The sequence below is a fragment of the Cellulomonas fimi genome, from assembly GCF_028583725.1.
GTDB lineage: Bacteria > Actinomycetota > Actinomycetes > Actinomycetales > Cellulomonadaceae > Cellulomonas > Cellulomonas fimi_B.
Genome location: NZ_CP110680.1, coordinates 54,307 through 78,765, shown reverse-complemented (window position 1 = coordinate 78,765; position 24,459 = coordinate 54,307). Strand labels below are relative to the sequence as shown.

Genomic DNA, 24,459 nt, shown 5'->3' with positions numbered 1-24,459 from the left:
GGACCTCGCACCACCCCGCCCGACAGCTCGGTCGCGCTGTCCCGTCCTGCGGCCCCTACGGGCGGGTGACGAGGCCCTGGACCTCGGCGACCGCGATCTGCGTCGTCGTCGTCTGCGGGTCCGGCGGGGCGAGCTCGGTCGGGTCGGCGTCCAGGGACGAGATCCACGACGCCGTCCACGACGCGGTCGCGGTCAGGGTCACCGTCGGCGGCGTGGCGTCGTCCCCGTCGACGTCGTCCCCGCCCGCGGTCGAGCGGTGGAACACGACCGTGCACGCGGCGTCCGGGTCCGCCCCCGCCGACCACACCGCGCCCGCACCCGGGCAGTCCGCCGTCCCGGCCCCCGGCGCCGACACCCGCAGCCCGGACAGCACCGCGTCGACCTGCGCCCACGTCCCCGGGATCTCCGCACGCACGCTGACCTGCGTGGGGGCGTCCTCGACCCACACCCACGTCTCCACGCCCACCACCGTGGCGCCCACCCCCGACAGCGACGGGCTCCACCGGATCTGCCCCGCCGGAAGCTCCATCGCGTCCTCGGCGACCTGCGCCAGCACCGCCGGGTCGATCGACTCCTGCCGCGCCGGGACCTGGTCGGTCGGCGTCACGAACCGAGCCGGGTGCGAGGCGAAGTACTCCTGGGAGTACTCCCGCGGCGCCCCCGCCCGGCACATCGGCTCGTACCAGAAGCCCTCGACCGTCGCGTACTGCTCGTAGCCCGGGTGCACGGTCATGTCGACGTACCGGCGGCCGCTCGGCGACCACAACCCACCCGTCTCGACCGCACCCCCCGGTCGCCACGTCTCGTAGTACTCCGCCCCCGTCATCCCCCGCGAGTACCAGCACATCGGCGGCACCCACACCGTCGAGGTCCCCGAGAACGACCGGCCCGACGACGTCGACCCTGACTGGCTCACCCGCACCGCCACACCCTCGCCCGACGACTCGGGCGTCACGACCGGCGCCGGCGGCGGGGTGACGTCGTCCGCCTCGCCGAGGAACCCGGGCGGGTCGGCCGCCAGGGCCGGGGCGACCGCCCCTGCGAGGAGCACGAGCGCGGACGCGACGGCGGCGAGGAGCCGCCTCAGCACTTGCCCTCGACCGTGCTGGTCTGGACGATCCACGCGTCGGCGTCGACGCGCAGGAACGTGAGCTCCTGGTGCGAGACGCCGCCGAACCCGACCTGGTCGGGGGTGTAGGAGCCGTTGGGGTCGGCGAAGGTCGCGTCGGCGTAGTCGAGGCACGCGATCACGCTGGCGCTGTCGCCCTCGACGACGACGTCGCGCACGTCCACGCGGAACACCCCGCCGACCTCGGCCTGGAGACTCCCGTTCGTGTCGGCGATCTGCTGCATCCAGGCCTGCACCTCGGGCGAGGCCATGGTCGCGAACGCGGGGCTCACCGTGTTGGTGGTCAGGGTCCGCCAGTACTCCGTCTCGTACAGCGCCGCCCAGTGGTAGACCGCCGCCGCGTCGCCCGCCCACTGCGGCTCGTCCTCGAAGACGATCCCGAGCTCCGCGTTGGAGTAGTCCACGGTCGTCGGGGTCGGCGTCGGACTCGGTGGGGCCGTCGTCGACGCAGCGGTCGGCGCCGCCGGTTGCGGCGAGGAGCACCCCACCAGCCCCGCGACGATTCCCAGACCCACCGCGGCGCGCCAGACCGGCCTCATCCACGACCTCTCACGACTCGTCCTCCAAGACCGACGAACCGTACCAAAAGGGGCGCGCCGGTCCCGACGGCTGCGCTCGGGCTGGACTCGCACGTCGGTGCCGAGCCGTGGGTGCGCACGGTGACCTTCGACGACGCGGGCGTGCTCCGACGCTGACGATCGTCGGGGAGATGCGATGACGGGTGCGCTCGTGCCCGTCACATCGACAGCGGCGGCGTGACGCGCGACCGCGCCTGAGGTGATGGTCAGATCCGGGTGCCGGGGTCGGTCCGGTCCTCCGTGGTGGGGAGCGTCCCGGCCGGCGGCACGTCCGTGACGACGACCTCCACGTCCTCGTCGACGACGGGCGTGACCCCGACGTCCGGGGTGACGACGGGCGTCACGTCGTCGTACTCGGTGACGACGACGTCGTCGGTCGAGCCGCTCTTCCGCGTCGCAGCGGCCGCAGCCACGCCGGCGGCGGCCAGACCCACCCCGGCAGCGACGGCCTTGGCCGAGACCCCGGCCTTGCCCGAGTCGCCACGTGACGCCGCGGCGTCCTCCACGCCGGGCGTGCCCGCGCCCGTGCCGGCGCCGACCGACCCGCGCCACGCGCCCGTCGCATACCCCTCGGCCTCGATGAACGCCTTGAACCGCTCGAGGTCCTTCTCCGCCTGGTTCTCGACGACGTCGAGCTTGTCGCCGACCTTCTCGACCAGCCCCTCGGGCTCGTACTCCAGCGACAGGTGGACCGAGGTCTGCCCGCCACCGACGTCCTCGAACGTCACCGCACCCGCGTTGGTCGCACCCTCGGTGGCGGCCCACGCGACCTTGTGGTCGGGCACCTGCTCGAGGATGCGGGCCTCCCACTGACGCTTCACGCCGGCGATCTCGGCCACCCACTGCAACCGGTCGTCGCTCAGCTGCGTCACCGACCTCACACCGCCCATGAACTGCGGGAAGTCCTCGAACTGCGTCCACTGGTTGTACGCCACGGCCACCGGCACGTTCACCAGGACCGACTTCTCGACTCTCGTGGTCATCGACTTTCCTCACGTCGAGCACGCGACGGACCGAGGTGCTCCAGCCCGGTTCGACCCAGCATGCGCGCCGGTCGGACCGAGCGCCCGCCCGGTGGCCTGCGACGGTGAACGAGACGCCGCGTCGCCGGACGGTGAGTTCGCCCGCGGAGCCGGGTCCGTATCGGGGACGACGTCGGAACCGCAGGAGGACGAGATGCCCGAGACCGAGCAGACCTACGACGTGGTGGCCACGCGGCGGCTGCCCGTGACGCCGCACGAGGCGTGGCGGGTGTGGACCGAGCCCGGGCTGGTCCGGCAGTGGTGGTGCCCCGGCCCGTTCACCTGCCCCGTCGCCGTGCTGGACGTCCGCGAGGGCGGCACGTCGCTCCTGGGGATGCGCGCACCGGCGGAGATGGGCGGTGCGACGACGTACATGTCGTGGACGTACACCCTCGTCGACGCGCCCCACGAGCTGCGCTACGACCTGCGGTTCGTCGACGCCGACGGGCATCACCTCGGCCCGGCCGCGGCCGGCCTGGACGGCGTCCCCGACCCCGTGCCGCACCTCGTGACGTTCGAGCCCACCGACGACGGCACACGGCTCACCGTGATCGAGCGCGGCTACACGACGGAGGCGTCGCGCGACCTCTCGGCCGCCGGCCTCGAGGCGTGCCTCGACAAGGTCGACGCCCTCACGCGCGTGATGGCCACGAGCGGCTGACACGCGGCACCGGGTCGGCCTCGGACGCGCGTCCTCGCGAGCGGGCGCCGCCCTGCCGGCCTCGCGGCACTCAGAGCGAGATCGTCGCGGGGTCCAGCCGCTCGGCGGCCCAGAGGACCGACTCGTTGTCCAGGACCCACACGGGCCTCGCGGCGGCAGCCGAGATCGCCCCGACGACGTCGACGAACAGCACCTCGGACCGGCACTCGACGGGCAGACCGTGCACCTGCGTCAGCGGCGGGACGTCCTCGACCCCGTCGGCCGCGGTGAAGGGCTGCTCGCGGAAGTCGTCGCCCGGGTACTCGTCGCGGAACAGCGTCAGCAGGAAGCCGTCGGGCCCCCGGAGCTGGGCCGTGTCCTCGACCGCGGTCCCGCCCCGACCGACGATCACGTCGCGCGCGACCTCGAACAGGCCCGCGTCCTCGCTGAGCACGAGCGCACCCTTCACCGCATCTCTCCCACCATGGCGACGAGCTCGTCGAGCGACCGCGCGATCGGGATGCCCTGCCTCGCGGCGGCCTGCCACGCCCCGTCGGGCATGTCGGGGGCGAACCCGATGGTCCGGCGGCCGGTCGTCTGCTCGGTCTTGAGGATCTGGCCGGTCAGCCCTCGCGCGTTGCCTTCCTTGACCTGGACGACGATATCGCCCAGGTCGACGTCCACCTCGCGCGAGAGCCCGTTGCTCATCGGCACGAGGTTGTTGATGTCCCGGACCTGCCCGGGGAACGCGGCCTCGATCGCGTTGGCGGCGTCGGCGACGAACGGGTCGGACGACGCGAACGGACCGCGGGGCCGCGTCGGCGCCGGGCGGGAGAAGAGGTCGTCGAGCGCCGAACGCCACGACGCCGGGAGGTGCCGCAGGGTCTTCTGCAGGATCTTCCCGACAGCACCGGCGCCCAGCAACGACGTCACGGCGAGGACGAGCTCGAGGCCGCCCTGCTGGACGAGCTGCTGCCCGTCGATCGTGCCCTCGCCCCAGTCGGCCGCGACGTCGAGGAAGTCGCCGACGGACACGAGCGTGAAGCCGACGCCGACGACCTTGAGCCCGAAGGACAACCCTGCGACGACACCAGCGCCGCCGGCCGGCACGGCACCGACCCCGAAGCCGAAGACGGCGCCGATCGCGGCCCCACCCAGGCCGCCGATGATCGCGAGCGCGACCGTCAGCACCGCCCCGACGCCCACGAGGACCCAGCCGACGACCCGGCACACCGAGGCGAGGACGCGGAACACCGCGACGTGCTCGCCGATGAAGTCGCGCAGCCCGTCCAGGTTCTCGTCGATCCAGCCGCCGAGGTCGGCGCTGGTCCGGTCCCACCAGTCGGCGACCTGCCCACCCGCGTCCAGCACGCCGTCCCAGGCGTCGGTGGCGACGTCGGCGAACCGGTCGACACCGTCCGACACCGCCCCGGACAGGTCGTCCCAGCGGTCGCCGAACCAGTCGCCGATCCCGCGGGACCTCTCGGTGTCCCGCTCGTCGGCCTGCTGCTCCTCGACGGGTGCCGCGCTCCACGTCAGGGCGACGCCCCCACCCGCGAGCGCGGTCTGCGTGAACGGGCTGGCGGGGACGTACGGGTCCGGATCGTCGACCACCGGCAGGGTCGCACCGAAGGCACCGTCGTAGCGCATCGCCGCCAGGTCCCGTGCGCGCGCGACGTACGGGTCGAGCGTGCCGAGCACGTGCGTGCCGAGACGGTCCGCCATGATCTGTGCCTCGTCCATGGCCCCCGTCGGCACGCCCAGCGCGACCATCCGGTGCCGCAACGGGCCGACCGTGTCGCGGACCGCGTCGCGGGTCGCCGCCACGTCCGAGCGGACCTCGGACAGCGCCTTCGGGCAGACCTCGACGAGACGCGTCACGCGGCGCCCTCCGCGTCCTCGCGTGCCCGCCCCAGCGCGCGCTCGGCGTGCGCGAGCTCGTCCGCCACGGCCTCCTCGACGCGGACCAGCGTCCGCGGGAGCGCGGCGGCGACCGGCGCGAGCTCGTCGCGGTGCAGCCGGTCGGCCGCCGTCCCCGTCCAGGTGCCGGGCGAACCGACGGCCTCGGCGGCGCGGTGCAGGGACGGGAGGCCCTCGCGCGCCTCCCGGACCTGGCGCAGCAGCGCGCGCAGGTCGTCGACGCGGTCCTGCGCCCGGGTCAGCTCGTCGGTCACGTCGGCTCCCTGCGCGTCGCGGGTCGATTCGTATGGGATCGTCCGGGTGTGCACCCTAGCGTCGAGCGCGCCTCGCCGGGATCCGGTCTGCCGGGCGTCCCCTCACGGCCACCGTTCAGCTTCGGCGTGACCGCGTCCGACGGCTGGCACGCCCTGCGAGGAGACGCGCCGTCGATGCGCGACGACCTCGTCGCCCTCGTCGCGCGGACCCCGGTGTGGGCGGCGCTCGACGAGCGTCGTCGCCGCGGCGCGGCCGCGGTGCTGGTGTCGGTGGCCCGGGCCAGCGCGGGCAGCGGTGCGGTGGTGACGCTGCTGCGCCTGGGCTCGGCGGGCGACGCGAGCTCCGAGCCCGAGGTCAGTGCGATCTCCCTGACGTGGCTCCGCACCGCCCCGCTGCGGGCGGACCTCACCCTCGCGCGGCTCGTCGTGCAGAGCGACGAGCCCGTCGACACCGGCATCGGGCCCGGCCTGGTCGCGCGCCGCGTCGAGCGCACCGTGACGGGCGCTCTCAGCTCGACCTCGCAGGTCGCCGCCCCGGTGCCCGGCAGCATCTGGCTCGCCGTGGTCACCGGTACGACGTCCGCACCGCAGTTCGCGGACGACCTGCACGACGCCGTCCTCACCTTCACGGCCGGGCTTCACGTCGACCGCCCTCAGACCGCCGCTCCGGACCGGGTCGCGAGGGAGCGGTCCCACTAACCCGTTGACCGTTCTGCACGGTTTACGGGAGCCTGGCGGGGTTTGCGTCGTCGCTGGTCTCAGGGGGCCCAGATGGACGTGCCACGAAGCAACCTCCCGCGCCCGGACCGGCGCCGCGACCGGCTCCGAGACCTGCTCGGCCTCGCCGCCGGGCTCGCGCTCGCCATCACGGTCGTGCTCGTCCCGGTCGGCGAGGTGGAGGCCGCACCCCGCTTCGACATCCAGTGCGACGAGCTGATCGACGGCATTGACGGCATCGCGGGCGACGACGACCTACCCGGCGGGAAGAACGTGCCGGCGGGGCACAAGGAGAAGATCCCGGACTACACGTATGAGAACCCCGCCGAGGCGTACCGGAACCGTGCGGCGCCGACCAGTGCGGAGCTCGACGCGCTGCAGGGCGAGTACAAGAGCTTCCCCGCCGGGTCCGAGGACCACATGCTCCGGCGCTGGAAGGAGTACACGACCAGCGGCGGCGAGTGGGAGTGGGAGCGCTGGCGCAACACGTACATCCCGAACATGGCCAACGACTCGCGGGGCGACGGCTTCCACCGCAACGTCGGGCGGCGCCTGAAGCTCGGCGGCCCGGACTGGATGTGCGAGGACACGCAGCTCGCGAAGGAGAAGAACCTCGGGTACGACCGCCGGTACGACTCCGTGAACCGTGCCCGGCAGGTCGCCTACGAGCTCAAGTCCGGTGGCTCACCGCTCAAGCTCGACCAGCTGCGGGCCGACCAGGCGCTGATGCGCGGGTCGGGCTGGAGGGTGTACTACGTCTTCAGCCAGGAGCCGCTGCCCGGGCAGATCCGGCTGATGAACCAGCACGGCGTGCGGTACGTCGTGCTGGAGTCCACCGCACGCCTGCAGAACCCGGCGGCGAACCCGGGCAACAGCTCGATGAGCCCCGACCCGAACAGGCCGACCGGCGGCGCCGCCAAGGACCTCGCCCAGCGCTCGGGCCGGACGGCCGCCGACGCGCGCGAGGCCCGGCGCCTCGCGGACGACTTCGCGAACGACCAGCGCCGTCAGGGCTTCGGTCCGCGGCGTCCGGGCGGCATCGACTGGACGTCGCTCGAGCTGCACTACGTGTCCGACAACCCGCAGACCAAGGACTTCGGGTACGCCTTCTCCGCCGCCGAGCTGCCGGACGACGGCGAGGCCGAGCCGGGATACGGGGGCGAGGCCGCGCTCGACCTGTCCTCGGACGCGCTGTTCACCTGGCTGTCCCTCGACCAGAGCCAGTTCTGGGTGAACCTCAACCCGGACACGCCGGAGTCCATCATCGACCCGCAGTTCGCGACCACCGACGCGGGGCGCGTGCTGCTGCAGGCGGACCTGCGGTTCAAGGAGACGCAGAACACGTACATGGACCCGGCCACGGAGCACGGCAAGGCGTTCTGGGACTCGATGGAGCGCACCTCCGACGGCCTGATCTGCCACGGGTCGTACCGCATGTGGGTCGAGCCCGAGCCGGCGACCGTCCGCGAGGACGGCGACCAGCTGTACATCCTCGACGCACCCCTGGCCGCCCGGTACGAGCCGATGGACATCGACTGGCGCCCGCCGGGCCAGGTCGAGGACCTCTGCGAGGACGCGCCGCAGGACGTCGTGGACCGCAACACGCAGCGGATCGCCGACACGTTCGCGCCGCTGCTGGAGCAGCGGGTGAACACCGCCCCGGAGTACTCGGACCTGCGTCGCGTCTACACGTCCCGGGTGGCCGCCCAGTGGCTGAAGGAGCGCGACGCCGAGCGGCCGGGCGCGTTCCACGACGTGATCGGCTCCGGTGACGTCTCGGCGTGGCCGGCGCGCACGGCGTGGGACCCGCAGGACGTCTTCGACGAGTACCTCGAGCAGCTGAGCACGCCGCTCTTCCGGTACGAGTGGACGTTCGGGGAGATGGAGTACTGGATGGACATCGTCGGCGGTGTCACGCTCCCGGACACGCCGCGTGAGGCGATGCCCGCCGAGCAGTTCCAGCAGGCGCACCCGACCCTGCCGGCGACCGTGCAGTCCTCCCTCTACGACGCGGTGAGCGTGCCGCTGGCCGCCCAGGCCGCGCAGGCCGGCCGGGCCGGCGACGCCGTCGGCACCTTCGCCGAGGGCGCGGAGAGCATGGCGTGGCTGGGCGGTGGTCCGATCGTCCAGATCGCACCCGAGCCGACCGACCCGCCGGATCCCGGCCCGGTCGACCCGCCAGGGCCCGTGCCCGCGAACCCGCCGGGATCCGGGACCGGCGCACAGGCTCCCGCCGATCCGTCGGGAGGCTCCGGCAGCCGCACGGTCGCCCAGCGCACCGGCGCGGCCTGGGGCGGGAGGCTGCCCGCGACGGGCTTCTCCGACCCCTGGATCGTCCCGACCGCGCTCGGCCTGATCGTGGTCGGTGGGGCGCTCGTCCTGCTGCGGCGCCGGGCGCGCACCTCGCCCTGAGGCAGGACGAGGCGGGCCCGGACGCTTCCGGTCACCGTCGATCCTGCAGCCACGGAGCCCCGTCGAGCCGCTCGGCGGGGCTCCGTGCTGTCCCCGACTGGCCCGCGGCCCGGGCGTCGGCGCCCCACGAACGCGAAAACTCCCGGCCAGGAACCCTGACCGGGAGTCTCGGTACTGCTCGGGCGATTCCTTCGGGAACCACCCCACTGTGCGCGAGGGGGGATTTGAACCCCCGCCAACGTGGTGTCTGAGCAGGTCAAACGCAGAAACACCGTGTTCCCACCCGTCGTTGTAGCCAGTTCCTTGCAGTTGGGTGCAGTTCCCGGCGTGTCGTGTTCCCACTGGGAACACGACACTCGGCTCGGCGGGAACACGGTCCATGGGACCCGCCCGCGCTCAGCAGGGTGCCGTGCGTGTCAGCCCCGACGCGTACCGTCGCGCCGGGCGGCATCGGAGACACGCTGCCGACGGATAGCTGAACTGTCAGCTAAGCTGCTAGCTTGGGGACTGCGGGACGGCCCGCGTTGTCGCCCTGCGACCGTAGTCTGGGAGGTTTGCTGTGACCGACACGTCCGAGGAGCCGGCGTTCCGGTTCGTTGACCTCTTCGCGGGCATCGGCGGCTTCCACGCGGCCTTGTCGGCGTACGGCGGGACGTGCCGCTACGCCATCGAAATCGACCCTTACGCCGCTGCCGCCTACCAGCGGAACTGGGGCATGGACCCGCGCGGCGACATCACCAAGGACGCCAACGACGACGTCATGAACGTGCCCCCCCACGACATCCTGGCTGCAGGGCTGCCGTGCCAGCCCTTCTCTAAGTCAGGTGCGCAGCGCGGCATGGACGAGACCCGTGGAACCTTGTGGTTCAACACGTTGCGCATCGTGCAGGAGCACAAGCCGACCGTCGTCCTCATCGAGAACGTCCGGAACCTTGCGGGGCCGCGCCACGACCACGAGCTGCGAATCATCGTCCGGACGTTGCGCGAGGAGGGCTACCGGGTCTCGGATGTGCCGGCGATCTTCTCCCCGCACCTCCTGCCGCCTGCGCTCGGTGGACGGCCGCAGGTCCGTGAACGCGTGTTCATCACCGCGACGTACAACCCGAAGGGCATCGGCGACAGCCGCCCGACACCCGTAGCGACGATGGCGGATAGGTTCGATGGCTGGGGGCCCGACGACTGGGACCTGGACACGCATCTGCCGCTTGACCCCGACCACCATGTGCAGGGCTGCGACCTCACCCCATCGGAACGCCTCTGGATCGACGCGTGGGACGAGTTCGTCCAGCTCATGTGGGAGGAGCGCGAAGGTAAGCGCCTACCGGGCTTCCCCATCTGGGCAGACGCGTGGGTCGAGGTCGACGAACTGCGCATCCCCGTGGAAACCCCGCTGTGGAAGCGTCAGCACCTCACGAAGAACGCGGTGTTCTACACGGAGCACAGGAAGACGCTCGACAAGTGGGCGAAGAAGTGGGGCGTGTTCACAGACGCCTTCCCGCCTTCGCGCCGCAAACTCGAATGGCAGGCACAGGACACGCCGCGGCTCTGGGACACAGTGATGCACCTGCGCCCGTCCGGCATCCGAGCCAAGCGCCCAACGTACGTGCCAGCGCTCGTCGCAATCACGCAGACCAGCGTCGTTGGGCCGCGCGAGCGTCGACTCTCGCCTCGAGAGGCCGCGCGCCTACAGGGTCTGCCGGACGGCTTCAACTTTGGCGAGCAGCCGACGTCCGCGACGTACAAGCAGCTCGGGAACGGCGTAAACATCGGCGTGGTGTGGCACATCCTCCGCGCCCACGTGAACCGCGACCGCGACGTGCTGCAGACGACACCGCAGGGCCGTCGAATCCTTGCCGCCGTAGACGGCGCCCCCGACGCACCCGACAAGCTGCTGGCCGAGATGTTCCCTGTGGCCGGCTGAACGCTGTTACTTCACGGGCGAGAACCGCCGGTCGAACTCGCCACGGAGTGCCAGGTACAAGTCCGGCGGTCGCGGCGGCGCGTACGCCGCGAACCACATAGGCAACGGCGCCCACAACCCGAGGTGCGCGGCTGACCGCATCAGTTCGCCCATCGTTGTGGCCTTGAGGATCGTCGCACGGTTGTTGTGGTTGGTAGGGACGTCGGTCAGCAACGTCTCGGGCAGAACGTAGACCCCGGGACGGGCTGGGATCTTGACTGTCCCCAAGTCGCCGGCGACGACTCCCTTACCTGCACGGACCCAGAGCAGTTCGATGTGGTTGGCCGGGACACCGTTCGCAACCTGTTCGGCCACGAGCGACCACACCTCTTCGAATGACGGCCAGTCAGCCCACACGGCAAGAACCTCGGCTGCGCCCGTTGGTTCCCAACGGAACAGCGCTGGGACCTTCCCGCGCGCTGGCACTTGCGGTGGCAGCGGGAAGACGACTCGCACGGAGACTGGTGCAACAGTGCTCGGCGCGAGGTGACGTTCGAACGCGCCCTCCTTGTTGCCATACCCCGACGCGACGTACACGACGGAGATCGGCGACGACCAGAGCCCGCTGCTCTTCTGTGCGACGAGAGCGTCCCAGTGGACGCCCATGTCCTGCGGACCGTCGCCGGACTTGTGGCTGTATGGACGCTGGTTGAACAAGTAGTCGCCGAGAGCGCCCTTCACGCCACGTGGCGTCTTCGTAAGCGTGGAGCCCGGTTCTGTTCGCGCGATCCAGTTGGCGAGAGCGTCGGACCAGACATCCTCGAGGAGTGCGGCGGCCGTGAGTGCGTAGTACGTCTGGCGGTACTGGGGCTGGGCCGCGACGAACGGCAGCAGAAACTCCGGGTCGCCAAGCATGTTGGCAAGCGTGCGAACTAGAGACTCGTCCTTGGGGTCCACGTGGAGCGTCGCAAGGTCTTGGCCCGTCGCACCGCACAGGATCGGCATGGGCGGGACCCTAGCCCCGTAGCGTGCTAGTTCGCCGTCGACCCACCGCCACACGCTGCGCGAAGGCGGTCGACGGCGGCCGTGATGTCGTTTGTTACCTCGTGCTCCCATACGCGGAGAACGGTCCACCCGGCGTCCCGGGCGAGCGTCGTCGACCGTTGGTCCCGCTCGCGGTTCCTGGCCATCTTCCGCTCCCAGAGGTCTGCGTTCGGCCCGGTCCACGGCGTCTTGCGGCCGTGCGCCGGGCAGGAGTGCCAGTAGCACCCGTCGACAAACACCGCGACCCGGTAGCGCGGGAGTACGAGGTCCGGCGTGCAACCGCGAGGAGCCAGCCTGACCTGAAGACGGAAGCGAAACCCGGCCGCGTGGAGCGCCTTTCGGAGCGCGACCTCAGGCGCGGTGCTGACCCTGACCCGCCCAGCGAGGTGACGCCCCGCGGTCGTGCTGGTCCACTGCTCCGCCACAGTTCGAGGCTACGTGAGCCTCATCGGGCGTACTCGATGCACCTCTGGGCGAGGACCCGCTCGAGGAGCGCACCGCTCACACAACCCGCGTTGGCACACCGGTCGTGGTCGCGTAGCGGTCCGTCCGGGACGAGTCGCTGCGTCCCCGCCCGGGCGACGGTGACCGCGAACGACAGGTCCTCAAGGTCAACGAAGGCGAGCAGTTCGTCGGTCACGAGTTCGACGCAGATAGCAGCAGGCCCCACCTGACGGTCTACGAAGGCGAAGAGCCCTGCGGCGTTGAGATGCGCGACAACGGACGCGGTGAACGCGGCGGTGACGCTCACGGGCACTCCCCGTCGACAGGCTCGCCGACGACGTCGCCGACTAGCACGAAGTCGCCCACGGCTTTCTCCCAGACGCGCGGGGTGCGGTGCGCATACTCCGGACCCGTTAGGGCTGCGATGACCTGCTCGCGCGTCGCCGAGCGAGTGAACCTGTGGCACTCACCCGTCTGCCAATAGTCACCGCCGTCGAGCACGAAAGGCACTACGCGCATGCGGTTCAGCGCCGCCACATCGATCAGGCGGTTGACGAGCTGGTCCGCGTCCTCGTAGCCAGCGAACTCGCTCCCGGCATTCCAGCCGACGGCGTAGCCCTCGAACGTGGCCAGCGTGGCACGGAACCCGGCCCAGTCGTACGTGACGGGCTGGTAGCGGTGCGAACCGCCCACGCCTCCGTTCGAGACGTGCAGGACCTTCCGGCCGTGGAGCGTCACGAACGCCTCGAAGCGGAGGGTCTCCTCACCGCCCGCCTGGTGCAGGTTGGTCAGGGCGTAGCCGCCGTACGGCTCGAATGTCGGGTTCATGGTCAAGCGGCGCCTCCGGGGTTGGGGTCGGTGGTGAGGGACACGGTTACTGGGCTTCGACGGCCTTCCTCGTCTTCGCGACGGTGATAGTCCCCGCGACGTACCGGGGTGCGAGCCCGTCAAGCCACGGGTCGGGCGCGTGGCCGGCCAGAGCCGCGCTGGCGCTGGCCGAAGGTCACGCCCGGCGCGAGTGGGGTGGTTCGCCGATCAGCGCTGCTCCGGCTCCGTGCCGCTCGCCGTCGGCGCGAGGACCGGGCGAGGCGGCAGTGCGCGGTAGAGCGTCGCAGTGCCCACGCCCAACTCAGTGGCGATGGACGGGACGGAGCGCTCGAGGATGTCACGCAGATGCGTCGCGTAGGCGATCTGGTCGTCGGACAGCGCGCGGGGTCGACCGACGCCGCGCCCGTCGCCCCGCGCCGCGCGGGCAGCGCGCGCCGAAGCGACCCTCTCGCGGTTGTAGACGCGCTCGAGTTCACTGAAGAGACCAAGCAGGAGCAAGGCCAGTTGCGCCGTTGGAGACTCGTCGGTCGTGTCGATGCGGATCGGGTCCGCGATGGTGCGCAGACCGATTCCACGATCCTTCAGCTCGGCGACGAGGTTCAGGGTGTCCCGGAGCGAGCGGCCGAGCCGGTCCAGCGTGTACACAACGACCACGTCGCCGGGTCGTGCGTACGCGAGCAGCGCCTGCAATCCGGGCCGCTGCGTGTGCGCGCCGGTCGCCTTGTCAACGAACGTTCGGTCCTCGGGAATGCCCTCGGTGGCCATCGCGGCGAGCTGCCGATCGAGGTGCTGAGCCGTCGTCGACACGCGGCAATACGACAAGTCGACGCCAGTCGGCGCGAGGACGCTCTCGGTGGTCTTCATGGCGTCCGAACGTATCGAAATGCCACGTTCGCGCACACGAATACGGGACCTCATTTTGATAACAGCTTCTGAGCGACCTCTGTGTCCCGTTTGCACGCATCCCGAAGGGCGCCGGGAGAGTCTCCCGTAACCAAGGTTTCGAGAGAGCCCACCGGGCGGCGTTCCGCCATTAGGGTCCCGAGCATGGCACGCGAGGACACACCGGCTGGACGGCTTCACGCGTTGCTCGTCGAGATGCGCGGACGCTCGAACACGCAACTGAGGGGCGCTTGGGCTCCGATCTTCAGGTGCGAACCCGCCGACACGAGCGCGTTGGTCCAGGGTGTCGTCGCGGTGCTCGCCTTGCCCGACGAGACCGAGGCGGCGGTCCGGCGACTTCCGAACGTCGACCACGACCTGCTGTTGGGGTGGCGCGCACGGGTTGACGCGGCCATGAGCATCGCCCACCAACTGGAAACGACGGTCGAGAACTTCAAGGCGCAGTACACCGAGGTCGACACGATGTTGTTGCAGGTCGTCGCCGACCAACTCGACCGCAATGAGCCGCCGGTCCACATGGAGGCCGACGCGGTCGCACAGGCAGCGGACCTCGTAGGGCAGTTGCTTGACGCGCTCGAGGCCATCGATGACGAAGATGCACGTGGCCTTCTCGTCCGGCATGCCCTGCGACTGCAGGCAGCACTCCGGCTCTTCAAGGTGAGCGGCGCCGAGGGTGTCCGAGAAGCGCTTCTCGACTCCGTCGCCGCGTTGTCTGCCGTGTCGAACGGTCGCCCCGAAGCGGACGAGAGGAAGGGCGTGCGCAAGTACTGGGAACTCATCGCGTTCGTCGCGAATGCGTTCACCATCGCAGGTACCGCGTACCAGCTTGCTCCTGGCGTCGCTTCCGTCGTGAAGGCGATCACTCAGTGACTCGGTGAGAGGCCTGCTCGGAGCGCCCGTAGAGCGTCATTCACAGGGGCTACTGCATCCGAACGGCCAGCAGACACGCATGCTGTGGAATGGTCCAGCCATGGACGTCACGTCGATGAACGGGCCTCGCCAGCTCGACGACCCCTACCCGGCTGTGCTGGAGCGGGCACTGCGCTTCGTGATCGACGGCGACGTCGAGGGCGGACGGTCGGTGCTCGACGAGATTCGCTTCGAGCCGACACCTTCGAGTGGCGTGAAGCGGTGGCCGTCGACCACGGTGATCGCGCGGGTCTACGCGAGGGACTGCTACCAGTGTCGCTACTGCGGGGAGCGAACGATCCTTACGCCGGTGATGCGCCTGCTGACGCGGCTCTACCCGGAGGAGTTCCCGATGCACCCGAACTGGAAGGCGTCCGAGACACATCCCGCGTTCGTGGCGCGTTCCACGACGCTCGACCACGTGGTGCCCGTCGCCGGCGGCGGTGACCCTGTCGCGGAGTCGAACCTCGTCACGGCCTGCTGGGGCTGTAACCGACGCAAGGGCGACCTCACGCTCGAGGAACTCGGGTGGGAGCTTCGCGACCCGACGGACACAACTTGGCGTGGTCTCACTGACCTCTACGAGCCGGCCTGGGTCGCGGTCGGACGACCAGCGCTGGGCGCGAGCGAACAAGCGTGGATGCGGGCGACCAGGTAGCCCCGGGGTCACGCGCCCTGGCTCGAGTGGCCACGCCTAGCCGGCGACGCGAACTGCCGTGCGGCGCGTGTCTCGCCACGGGTCGTTCCCGGGACGGGCATGTCAGACGTCTTCCATACCGTCGGTGGTGTCGAAACCACCAGAAGGAGGTGATGAACATGGGGAAGCCGTCGAAGGCAGCGATGTCCAAGGCCGGCGCGACGCTCGCCTCGGACAGCTCGAGCAAGGGTGCGAAGTCCACGGCGGGCTCGACCTTCGGCAAGGGCTGACGCGGTGGCGGGCCACTCAAACCTTCGGCCCTCTTCCGCCGCCCTCACGCACGTTGATAGGACGGAATGCGTACGGCGTCGACGCGGCCCGTTGTCAGTAAGGTCACTGCATGGGCAGATATGACCAGCTGGACCTCAACACGTACGGCGCCGAGGATGACGAAGACATGGACGTCATCCTCGACGCTCTTGAGCGCGCCAACCAGGAACCGCCGAAGTAACGGCCGTGGCCATTGAGCCCGAGCTGCCATCAGCGTCTTTCCTGTACGAGGACCAGGTGGTCGACGCAGTGTGTGGCCACCTGAGCGACGCCGGTTGGACCGACATCGATCCGAGGTACAGCCACCAGCGGGGCAACGATGTGGAAGCGTGGCTCGGCCACCACCGCCTCTTCGTTGAGGCTAAGGGCGCCGGCAGCGCTCGCACGACGTCGAAGCGATACGGCCAGCCGTTCACACGTAAGCAGGTCTATAGCCACGTTGGAGTGGCAACCGTCCGGGCGCTGCGGTGGGTCGCAACTGGCGGCGTGCATGCCGCTCTGGCCTTTCCGGACAACGAGGACCACCGTGCCGAGGTGGCGGTGATGTTGCCTGTACTCATGAGCCTCAAGGTCACGGTGTTCTGGGTTGCTCAAGACCTCACGGTTCAGGTCGAGGGAGCGTCCCTGCCGACCCGGTAGGTCCGCTCGCCGAACCCACGAAGTGGGGCATTTACGAGGCTCCCGCCGCGTTGATGCACGCGGTGTCGGCGCGATCTGCCATCGTGCGGCCATGGCGCATCTGCGGTCGGCACGTCTGCGGGAAGTCCTGGGCGCTGAGGTAGACGACCTTGCCTACGACGACATCGTGGGCCTCGTCGCCAGCAACGTGGCCGAGTCGTTCGACCTGGACTTCAAGCGTGACTCGTATGTCTCGAGCGACGGTGGGAAGAAGGCACTCGCCATCGACGTCGCTGCACTGGCCAACGCCGCCGGCGGCGTCATCGTGCTGGGCGTCGACGAAGACGACCAAGCCCGCGCATCCGCTGCCCCTGGCGTGGACACGTCAGACGACGAGGTTCGCCGGCTCGTCCAGACCGTCGCCGCTGGCGTCGCCCCACTGCCGCCGTTCGACGTCCGCGCGATTCCAGGGAGAGACGGAAGGCCCGGGTTCATCGCCATTGCGGTGGCTCGCAGCGCCCTCGCGCCGCACGCCGTGGTGGTGCACGACACGCTGCGCTACCCGCTTCGCACCGGGACGACGACGCGGTACCTGAACGAACCGGAAGTCGCTGCGGCATATCGCGACCGCTGGACGAGCGCGTCGGCCCGGCTCGAGCGTGCCGACACCGTAGAGGCGGACGTTGTCGAGCGGCTCGACGGTGACAGCCCTTGGGTCGTCGTCTCCCTCGTTCCAGAACTCCCCGGGCACTTCGACGTCACAGCAGCGAGCTACCGGGCCTTCGAGAGGGAGGTCCGAGACCGGAGCATTCATCCGCTGGCCGGCGGCGGGGCGGCGTTCCACCAGGTCGACGTCGGCTTCGAGCGTCTCACCGCGAACGGCTCGCTACGAGTCGATGGTCCGGACAAGGGCATCTCGGCGGCCCTCCACACGGACGGGTCCGGAGTCGTCGCAGCCCAGTGCTGGGACATCCGACGGGGCGTGCAACCACCGGACCCGTCGCACACCATCGCCGAGGAATCCCTCGCAGCACTCCTCGCGGGGTCGGTGCAGTTCCTGGCGCTACACGCTCGTGACCGGGCGCAAACTTCGGGCACGGCCTTGGTCCGTGCGTTCATCGTGACCGCCACGTCGGTTGACGAGACCTACCTCGGGCACGCCCGCCAGGGGTTTCCGGTCACCAACGGCCGTTCGATCACGGGACGGCAAAGCCCTGTGGCGACGACGTACGCACTCGTGGATGCGGCAGCGGCAGGCCGTGCCGAACTGCTCGTCGCGGTTCGTCGTCTCCTCGTCGGGCTAGGACACGCGTTCGGTCTGCCTGAGCTGCCACAGTTCACCGACGCTGGCGCACTGCGATGGCCGTACTGGAGCCACCACTTCCGACCGGCGGCCAAGCAGTGGGCGGACTCCCATGGCGTTGAGATCGACGAGTCTGTCGCGGACCCGTGAGCGATCCCGTCCAGGGGCTCGCCTTCATCCGACCCCCGCCGCGCCGAACAGTGGGTCGCAGAACGGCACCCGCGGCCCGGCCCCACCGAGCCGGCCCTTCGTGCTCGCGCGCATCGCGGTGGCCGAGCCGCGCTCGGCCCTGACGACGTCGCCCAGCGCTGGTACGTTCCACCTGGTCGGAGCGCACTGACCACACTTCTTGGGGGTCAGTAGTGAATGCCGAGGACCGGTGGGTCGCCCTCATCGACGAGTCCGCTGACGGCGACATCTACCGTATCGGAGCCCTCGTGATGCCTGCAGGGCAGCGCAGGCTCCTCGCAGCAGACCTTGATGCCGTGATGGACCGTGCCGAGGTCAAGTACGGCATCCCAGCGTCCACCGAGCTGCACGGCTTCGAGATGTTCCAGGGGCATGGGGTCTGGCGCGACCTCAAGCCATGGGAGCGCATCGATGTCTACGGTCAAGCTCTGGACGCCATCGCGTTTCGGGCCGACGCCCTCATCTTCGAAGCGATCTACCGCCCGGAGTTTCAGCGAATCTACGCGGGACGCGGCTACAACGAGCATGAGGCAGCGCTCATGTACACCCTGGAGCGCATCCACGAGCGCGCCGTCAGCAAGCAGCAGGCCTGCTACGTGTTCGCGGACGAGTGCCGGTTCGCGGCGTCGGTCGTCCGCTCGCTCCTCCACTTCCAGCAGTTCGGGACGTGGGGCTACCGGAAGAAGAACCTCGACCGCATCTTGAAGATCGAGTTTGTGGACTCGTCGAAGTACCGGCAGATCCAGGCCGTCGACCTGGTGACCTACCTGAAGACCCGAATCGACAGCGACCGGGACGCCCAACGCCCACGGGTCGCTCGGGCGAACGAGCGCCTGTGGAAGAAGGTCGACGGCATCGTGACGCGTGACCGAGTGTGGCTCGACGACCGCACGGGCAAGACCTACAGGTTCGAGATGCACGACGGCCCCCGTCGTGGGACGAGGGCCGAAGGCTGGACGCTCGGGTTGAAGCCCTATCGCGTAGCTTGAGTGTGCCACATGGCACAGACAGGCACAGGGTGATTCTGCCGAGACTCCACACTCGGCTCGGCTCGCCTGCCCTGTGGCTACAGGCGCGCGGCGCGCCACGTGGTGATCGGTGCGAGGTCACGAACATCCCTGCCGCGGCCTGCGCGGAAGAGTTCAAGGCCGTCCCCGACGATGAGGTCGCCCACTCGTGACACATGCGCGTGGAAGTTGCCGTCGTCCCACTGCGCCATGCTCAACTCGACCCGCGTGTGGTCGGCCTGGCGTGCTTCTTCGTAGTCAAGAGTGACGCCGGAGTCGTCCAGGATCAGGCGCAGTTCGTCCGCCGTGTTTAGCATCGCCTGCTCGACTGCCTCGATGGCGACCGGCTCCGGACATGGGGCGGCGTTGAGTCGGAGCTCGAGCCACGGCTGCGTGCCGTAGAACGCCCACGGTCGCCCATCGAACGTGAGCAGGTCAGAACGCTCGATCAAGCGCCAGGCGTAGCCGGCCCGTTCGAGGCGCGCGAGGACCTGGACTGCCGCACCCCAAGGGGTGAAGCCCGTTACGTCCCAGTCGCCAATCGCGGTCGCCGGCGCCCCGGCGTGGAGCTCGACCAGCGATACGACGGCCTTGCCACGTTGGGTGAGTTGCCATCCTTCAGGTGTCGGAACGACGTGGCGCTCGTCGTCGATGTGCCGCACCTGCTCGCTGCTCGGTACAAGCGTCGGGTCCTGTCCGATCGCGACGAGGAACTGCACCGTATCGGCGCGGATCGTCTCGTGTCGGTCGTCGTTGGACTCCGCTAGCCAGCGCCGACCGTTATCGGTCAGGGCACCCTCCGGCGTTGCGAGATCGTGCCTGACGAGCGCCTCCAGCGTTGGGCGCCGAACACGAGCCCGAACTCCCGCGTCCGCAAGGGATTGGAGTGCCGACCGCTGGGCAGGTGGAAGAAAAATCACCGGGCCGCGCACGCGGAGAGCCTATCGAGCCCAACCAGCATCCCGACGTTTGTCCGTCCGGGTGACAAGCACGCTCACGAGAGCCGGCCGACACCTGCGACACGGCTCAGGCGCCTACTCGATTTCGCCTCCGCTCGGGAACCGCTCGGCCAGGCGTTCGAGCGTGAACTCCTGACGGAGCTTGCAGGCGGAGTTCTGGTTCGCGAACATGCCGCTCTGCCAGAACGCGTCCCCCTTGTCCAGGGTCACGTCCCAGCGCACCGGGACAACCCACTCGTCGATGTCCTCGTCGTCCGTTGCGGGCTGAGCGGGTTTCCCGTGCCGGTACGCGGCGGTGAGCTTCAGGTCAGCGAGCCGGAGCCACTGGCCTGCGACCTGGACCTCGGCTTCGTCGAACCGGACCGCTTCGCCGAGCGTGGTGCCGACGCCGACGTACCCGGTGTTCGCGATGTGCACCCACACTCGGGCACCGACGGGGAGGTTGCGCAGGGTCCGGGAGTACCAGGAGCCACCACCGGCGGAGACGAAGCCGTAGGCGCGGGCGTCCTGCCAGGAGCGGCCTAGGCCGTCACCGAACGAGACGAACCAGTCCTTGCCGTTCCACTCGGCGCGCTTGCCCTTCTTCTGGGTCGGTGCGGACTGGGCTTGCTCGGTGGACTCGACGAGCCAGGACCTGGCCAGGTACTGCCTGTCCCCGTCGTCCAGGTAGGTGAAGAACACGGCGTTCACGGGAACGCCGAACTCGCGCAAGTAGGTGACGATGCGCTCGGAGGACGAGTCGAGCTCGGTCGCGACGATCGTCAGGCGGAGCTCGGTGTTGAGCTCATCCGGCGGGGGTGTGCCGAACACGCCCTCGAACGCTGCCTCGAACGGGGCATCCAAGTGGGTGTTCGCAATGTCGATGACGCTGTCACGGTCGAGGCGGGACACCCACCAGCCGTAGTCCAGGATCTGCGCGACGACATCACGAGGGGTGCGGTCCCTCTTGAGCTCCAAGACGACGAGGTTGCCGTCGCCGTCCATCGCGAGCAGGTCGATGCGCTTGCCGTGCGGGGTCTGCACCTGCCGGCCGATGACCAGCAGCCGCTCCCCCAGCAAGGACGGGTCACGTTCGAGGAACGACTCCAGCGCGGCCTCGGTCGGGACCGTGACTGGCGGCAGCCTGCGAGGCTTACCGTTCTCGATGCGCCAGACGCCCATTTCGAGCGGCATAGGTGTTCACCTTCCGGCGGGGCGGTGTGCTGCCACACGGCAGGCTAGTGCGCGAAGTCACGGCACCACCGGGCTACGGCTGCCGTGATGCGGGTGAGCTCCCGGCCGACCCCAGTTCGACCTCCCGGCGGCGGCCGCCGCGCCTCGCGCGGTCAGGACCAGCACCACCGGCTGCTGAGCCGGGAGTCGAAAACCCGACGCCGTGGCGCCCTCCATGTCGCTCGAGATATCGCGGGATGGTCTCGCCGTTAGCGCGTGTGGCGCTACCCGCAGGTGTCGCAGACACCGGTCAGCGGGAGCGTCATCGAGCAGGTCGGACACAGCGCTCCGACGCGACCGGCCCCGCTATTCCCGCCACCGCTCGATGTCCACTCACGGTCGGGCAGGTGATCGCGGCAGTAGAACCGTAGGTGTCCGAGCGGCTGCGTCGCGTGGTGGTGTTTGATCGCCCAAAGTTCGCTGCCGAGCCGCACTGGCGAGCCGCCCCCACAAGACGAGCACCACAGCACCTCGCGCCACTCGGGGCCTTTCATCCACGGGTAGGCGGCATCCACACGCGCAGGCGTCTCGAATGCGACGAGGTCGCGCCAGTCTCCGCCCGGGGCAGCTGTGCTGGTGGGGTCACTCATCCCTCAAGGATGCCGTGCTGCGGCGAGTGTCACCCCCGCGCCGCATCCGACTGCTCGGACGGTCATGCCGCGCCCGCACCGTCGCAACGAGCATGAGTCGACCGCGGCCAACCCCGGCCATACGCCCGTGTGCGGTGACTGCGAGAAGCGTCTACTGCCGACTCGCTGCCACGCGAGTGGCGTTCGCATCGAGTGGCGCCTCGTCCTCATGCTGGGTGCCGTCAGCGTCCCGCCAGGACACGGTGATGGTGTTCGTGTTCGCGTCTGAGATCAGTGCAAGCACGTCTGACACGACGGCGATGAGCTCGCGTCCACCGTCGGAGGGGATCGCACTCCACGACGCCGCGCCTCGGATCGTCACGCGTCCAGGGCTCATTGGGTCGGCTGCCGCGACCACCCCAAACGCGTCGCCGTGCCCGACGTTCACTAGCCAGGTTCGTCCTCGGTTGCCGTCTATCTCGCCATGGACCTCGAACCGCGCTGGATGCGTGAACTCCGGTTGCGGCGCTCCGTACTTGGCGACCATCCTCCGGCGGTGACCGGCCACCAACCGTCGGAAGGGCACGGCTGCGAGACGCCCCACGCGGGCGAGCGCCGACTCGGTGCCCTTGACGGCAAGGTTGGTCATCGCAGTGACCAGCACGCCGCCGAGGAAGACCCACGCCCAGGGCAGCAACTCATCCACGCCACGAACCGTACCGACCGACACGGGGCGGAGGACGGAAGCCGGCCTCTGCGCAACTACCGGGCCCGTGGTCGACGTGCCCGATAGATCCGGGCGAGGCGGCGACTCCGGTCTTCGGACGACACGACCCACGCGAGCCAGGCGTGACGCACTACCAGGCCAACCGTGCCGGCGACCGCGAGGTGGCCGAACAGGGACTCGAGCACGAGCGCTCCTTCGGAGGTCGTTGCCCGGTCAGCGGCCCGAAGAAGGTCGGTGCTGGTGAGGTTCGTTCTGGCTGAGCCGATGACGGCTCACGGCAGGTGGAACCGCGCGGTCCGAGCGCGGTCCGGGTGGTCGCGCCCAGTGGTCGCGGGAGCCGCCTGCCACCAGACCACAGGGGCTCAGGCATCGCGCCTGTCGAGCATCGCGCTCGCCCTGCGTCCGAGATCCGCTCGGTCGGCGCACGTCCGGTCCGGCGCGACTGGCGCCCGTGTCGGGCTCGCACCCCATGTCGGGGCGCGGTCGGGTGTTGCCGCGACGTGCAGACGACATGTCGTCGCCTGGCTGACGATCGTACGCTTGCGGTCCAGACACAGTTCCGACGCGACACGCCCCGCTGGCGACCGAAGCCGCCACGACCCTGCGCGATGGCCCACCGGGCGCTCGACGGCCCACTTGGCGGCTCCTGGACGCGCGTCTGGCCTTCCCGAGCGGCGCGGGGAAGGGGGGCGGGCGCAATCGGGGGTTGGGGTTGGAACCGCTCGAGCCTGTTCGAGCGCTTCGCTACCCAAGGACGACGACTGAGCGCCACCTTCTGAAAGGCGCTCTGGACGGTCGAGGTGGTGAGTCAAGCAGGACCGTCGCCTCGATGATCGGGCTGAGCCGATGGCGCGTCCGGCGAGCGAAGCGAGGCGGAAACGTTCCCTGAGGGTTACCTGAGGTGTTCTCCTAGGGTTCTGGGTGACACCGGTGACACCCCCTGGGTGACATCCACGCCACCCCTGGGTGACGCCCCCGTCATGGGGGGTGACACTGGTGTCACCCCCGGAGGCGTCGTCCGCTGACCAGTTCAGGCACTCCAGAAGCCGCATGAACGACTTCGATTCGACGGTGGGGCAGAGCCCGTAGCGCTCCGATCGTGGACACGCTCTGCTCGACGGCAGGGACGAGTCGCCGTCCGACTTCCGAGCGCCTGCGTGTGTTGAGCATCGGTGAAACTCTGGCCGGTCGCGAGCTGCACGTGCCGAAGCCGGGATTCGCTTCCCGCAGCTCGACCGAGTGAGTCGTGGCAAGCGTCCTGGATGGGGTGGTGCCGACTACGAGGGTTCGACTGCTACTCGTAGATGGATGCGACGTCCGATGAGCGGACCCATGAGTGACTGATGCCATCCAAGTAGTCGATGAGCTGGGGACGCACGTCGTCCGAGAGTTCGGGGAACAGCTCGTCAACGCATCCTTCGGTGTTCCACTCGTTCACGATCCAGACGTACTCACCGTCATCGACAGGCAGATTGTCGACTGGGTTCTCGAAGGTCTGGACGAACTCCTTCACCAGGTCTTCGACCAGGTCCACGAGCGGCTGCGGCGTTGCGGCGACGATGAGGTCGAGCTTCGGGTGGCTGTAAAGACCGTGCAACTCTGGCATCTCACCGACACCCTCGGGTGTGATGACGAAGGCGACGTCCGTCATTCGGAACCGGAGTTCATTGCGCACCCGCCACTCCCGCTCCCAGTCCCACTCGTATTGGCCGGGCATGACTAGGTCCATGAAGGGCGTGAGCTCCCACATGGGGTGGGCGAAGTCTCGCCTCAACCGCAGTTCGCCCAGGTGCCTGTTCAGGTTGCGAGCCTGCTCTGACCCCTGGTCGACGTACCAGACACGCGCGCCTTGTGCGTTTCGGATGAAGTCCTTGGTGAACGCGATGCCGTAGTGACCATGACGATCTGCGATTCGCTTGATCCTGTCCACCGGAACCTCGCTGAAGCAGACTGACAAGTGCCTGTTCTGCACCTCGACGACCTTCCGAGCCCAGCTGAAGCCGAACGGCCCAGACGGCCTCAGCACGCCGCTCGCCAGGATCTGAGCGAACACCGCCGAGTTCTTGGTGAAGTGGACAACGTACTGCGACATGTCGGCCCAGGTCGGGTCACGATGATCGCCGAGGAGGTGAAGAGGTACGCTCGTTGACTCGGTCAAGGTCACTCCATTCAGGTCCTCAACAGTCGCCGTCGCCCGCAGGTGGTCGG

General features: G+C 69.5%; 24 protein-coding genes. 9 read left to right on the top strand and 15 right to left on the bottom strand.

Features of this window, described 5'->3' with window-relative positions; translation table 11 throughout:
• Nucleotides 1-55: 55 nt before the first annotated feature.
• From OOT42_RS00375 to OOT42_RS00365, 3 genes are all read right to left on the bottom strand, one after another.
• On the bottom strand, nucleotides 56-1,090 hold the full coding sequence (locus OOT42_RS00375) for a hypothetical protein (RefSeq protein ID WP_273653001.1): 1,035 nt from the start codon (nucleotides 1,088-1,090) through the stop codon (nucleotides 56-58).
• Entirely contained in the window at nucleotides 1,084-1,533 is a 450-nt protein-coding gene (locus tag OOT42_RS00370; RefSeq protein ID WP_273653000.1) for a hypothetical protein, read from the bottom strand. The genes OOT42_RS00375 and OOT42_RS00370 overlap by 7 nt, the downstream gene beginning before the upstream one ends.
• A 380-nt stretch (nucleotides 1,534-1,913) precedes the next feature.
• Nucleotides 1,914-2,690, bottom strand: coding sequence for an SRPBCC family protein (locus OOT42_RS00365; RefSeq protein WP_273652999.1), 777 nt, complete (start codon nucleotides 2,688-2,690; stop codon nucleotides 1,914-1,916).
• Between the two features lie 193 nt (nucleotides 2,691-2,883).
• On the opposite strand from OOT42_RS00365, the gene OOT42_RS00360 reads away from it, so the two are divergent.
• Nucleotides 2,884-3,390, top strand: coding sequence for an SRPBCC family protein (locus OOT42_RS00360; protein WP_273652998.1), 507 nt, complete (start codon nucleotides 2,884-2,886; stop codon nucleotides 3,388-3,390).
• Nucleotides 3,391-3,460: 70 nt separating this feature from the next.
• On the opposite strand, the gene OOT42_RS00355 is transcribed toward OOT42_RS00360, so the two are convergent.
• From OOT42_RS00355 to OOT42_RS00345, 3 genes are read right to left on the bottom strand one after another with little or no spacing between them, the layout of a single operon-like run.
• Nucleotides 3,461-3,823 carry a hypothetical protein gene (locus OOT42_RS00355; protein ID WP_273652997.1) on the bottom strand — a complete coding sequence of 121 codons (363 nt, stop codon included), beginning with the start codon at nucleotides 3,821-3,823 and terminating at the stop codon, nucleotides 3,461-3,463.
• A gap of 11 nt (nucleotides 3,824-3,834) precedes the next feature.
• Nucleotides 3,835-5,250: a hypothetical protein gene (locus OOT42_RS00350; RefSeq protein ID WP_273652996.1), complete on the bottom strand. Its 1,416-nt coding sequence runs from the start codon at nucleotides 5,248-5,250 to the stop codon at nucleotides 3,835-3,837.
• Nucleotides 5,247-5,543 (bottom strand): hypothetical protein, encoded by a 297-nt coding sequence (locus tag OOT42_RS00345; protein WP_273652995.1) that lies wholly within the window; start codon nucleotides 5,541-5,543, stop codon nucleotides 5,247-5,249. The genes OOT42_RS00350 and OOT42_RS00345 overlap by 4 nt, the downstream gene beginning before the upstream one ends.
• A gap of 174 nt (nucleotides 5,544-5,717) precedes the next feature.
• Between OOT42_RS00345 and OOT42_RS00340 the strand changes: the two genes are divergently transcribed.
• The 3 genes from OOT42_RS00340 (at nucleotide 5,718) to OOT42_RS00330 (ending at nucleotide 10,593) form a co-directional block, all read left to right on the top strand.
• Nucleotides 5,718-6,242 carry a hypothetical protein gene (locus OOT42_RS00340; RefSeq protein WP_273652994.1) on the top strand — a complete coding sequence of 175 codons (525 nt, stop codon included), beginning with the start codon at nucleotides 5,718-5,720 and terminating at the stop codon, nucleotides 6,240-6,242.
• Between the two features lie 72 nt (nucleotides 6,243-6,314).
• Nucleotides 6,315-8,672, top strand: a complete 2,358-nt coding sequence (locus tag OOT42_RS00335) for an LPXTG cell wall anchor domain-containing protein (RefSeq protein WP_273652993.1) — start codon at nucleotides 6,315-6,317, stop codon at nucleotides 8,670-8,672.
• A gap of 559 nt (nucleotides 8,673-9,231) precedes the next feature.
• Entirely contained in the window at nucleotides 9,232-10,593 is a 1,362-nt protein-coding gene (locus tag OOT42_RS00330; protein ID WP_273652992.1) for a DNA cytosine methyltransferase, read from the top strand.
• A gap of 6 nt (nucleotides 10,594-10,599) precedes the next feature.
• Here the strand turns inward: OOT42_RS00330 and OOT42_RS00325 are convergent, their stop codons facing one another.
• The 5 genes from OOT42_RS00325 to OOT42_RS00310 form a co-directional block, all read right to left on the bottom strand.
• On the bottom strand, nucleotides 10,600-11,577 hold the full coding sequence (locus OOT42_RS00325) for a hypothetical protein (RefSeq protein ID WP_273652991.1): 978 nt from the start codon (nucleotides 11,575-11,577) through the stop codon (nucleotides 10,600-10,602).
• 26 nt (nucleotides 11,578-11,603) lie between these two features.
• Nucleotides 11,604-12,041, bottom strand: coding sequence for a very short patch repair endonuclease (locus OOT42_RS20260; RefSeq protein WP_423775941.1), 438 nt, complete (start codon nucleotides 12,039-12,041; stop codon nucleotides 11,604-11,606).
• 20 nt (nucleotides 12,042-12,061) lie between these two features.
• Nucleotides 12,062-12,367 carry a hypothetical protein gene (locus OOT42_RS00320; protein WP_273652990.1) on the bottom strand — a complete coding sequence of 102 codons (306 nt, stop codon included), beginning with the start codon at nucleotides 12,365-12,367 and terminating at the stop codon, nucleotides 12,062-12,064.
• Nucleotides 12,364-12,894: a hypothetical protein gene (locus OOT42_RS00315; RefSeq protein ID WP_273652989.1), complete on the bottom strand. Its 531-nt coding sequence runs from the start codon at nucleotides 12,892-12,894 to the stop codon at nucleotides 12,364-12,366. The genes OOT42_RS00320 and OOT42_RS00315 overlap by 4 nt, the downstream gene beginning before the upstream one ends.
• Before the next feature lie 201 nt (nucleotides 12,895-13,095).
• Nucleotides 13,096-13,752 carry a recombinase family protein gene (locus OOT42_RS00310; protein WP_273652988.1) on the bottom strand — a complete coding sequence of 219 codons (657 nt, stop codon included), beginning with the start codon at nucleotides 13,750-13,752 and terminating at the stop codon, nucleotides 13,096-13,098.
• Between the two features lie 183 nt (nucleotides 13,753-13,935).
• On the opposite strand from OOT42_RS00310, the gene OOT42_RS00305 reads away from it, so the two are divergent.
• The 5 genes from OOT42_RS00305 (at nucleotide 13,936) to OOT42_RS00285 (ending at nucleotide 18,766) form a co-directional block, all read left to right on the top strand.
• On the top strand, nucleotides 13,936-14,661 hold the full coding sequence (locus tag OOT42_RS00305; protein ID WP_273652987.1) for a hypothetical protein: 726 nt from the start codon (nucleotides 13,936-13,938) through the stop codon (nucleotides 14,659-14,661).
• Nucleotides 14,662-14,761: 100 nt separating this feature from the next.
• Nucleotides 14,762-15,358: an HNH endonuclease gene (locus OOT42_RS00300; RefSeq protein WP_273652986.1), complete on the top strand. Its 597-nt coding sequence runs from the start codon at nucleotides 14,762-14,764 to the stop codon at nucleotides 15,356-15,358.
• 495 nt (nucleotides 15,359-15,853) lie between these two features.
• A complete protein-coding gene (locus OOT42_RS00295) occupies nucleotides 15,854-16,306 on the top strand; it encodes a hypothetical protein (protein WP_273652985.1) in 453 nt (150 codons plus the stop codon).
• Nucleotides 16,307-16,397: 91 nt separating this feature from the next.
• On the top strand, nucleotides 16,398-17,738 hold the full coding sequence (locus OOT42_RS00290) for a helix-turn-helix domain-containing protein (RefSeq protein WP_273652984.1): 1,341 nt from the start codon (nucleotides 16,398-16,400) through the stop codon (nucleotides 17,736-17,738).
• A gap of 212 nt (nucleotides 17,739-17,950) precedes the next feature.
• Nucleotides 17,951-18,766 (top strand): DUF3800 domain-containing protein, encoded by an 816-nt coding sequence (locus OOT42_RS00285; RefSeq protein WP_273652983.1) that lies wholly within the window; start codon nucleotides 17,951-17,953, stop codon nucleotides 18,764-18,766.
• 77 nt (nucleotides 18,767-18,843) lie between these two features.
• On the opposite strand, the gene OOT42_RS00280 is transcribed toward OOT42_RS00285, so the two are convergent.
• The 4 genes from OOT42_RS00280 to OOT42_RS00265 all read right to left on the bottom strand — a co-directional run bounded on the left by OOT42_RS00280 (nucleotide 18,844) and on the right by OOT42_RS00265 (nucleotide 24,409).
• Nucleotides 18,844-19,716 carry a hypothetical protein gene (locus OOT42_RS00280; protein WP_273652982.1) on the bottom strand — a complete coding sequence of 291 codons (873 nt, stop codon included), beginning with the start codon at nucleotides 19,714-19,716 and terminating at the stop codon, nucleotides 18,844-18,846.
• A 102-nt stretch (nucleotides 19,717-19,818) separates the two neighbouring features.
• Nucleotides 19,819-20,916 (bottom strand): endonuclease NucS domain-containing protein, encoded by a 1,098-nt coding sequence (locus tag OOT42_RS00275; protein ID WP_273652981.1) that lies wholly within the window; start codon nucleotides 20,914-20,916, stop codon nucleotides 19,819-19,821.
• Between the two features lie 780 nt (nucleotides 20,917-21,696).
• Nucleotides 21,697-22,230, bottom strand: a complete 534-nt coding sequence (locus OOT42_RS00270) for a hypothetical protein (protein WP_273652980.1) — start codon at nucleotides 22,228-22,230, stop codon at nucleotides 21,697-21,699.
• A gap of 1,315 nt (nucleotides 22,231-23,545) precedes the next feature.
• Complete coding sequence (locus OOT42_RS00265; RefSeq protein WP_273652979.1) at nucleotides 23,546-24,409, bottom strand: abortive infection system antitoxin AbiGi family protein; 864 nt, start codon at nucleotides 24,407-24,409, stop codon at nucleotides 23,546-23,548.
• Between the last annotated feature and the right edge of the window lie 50 nt (nucleotides 24,410-24,459).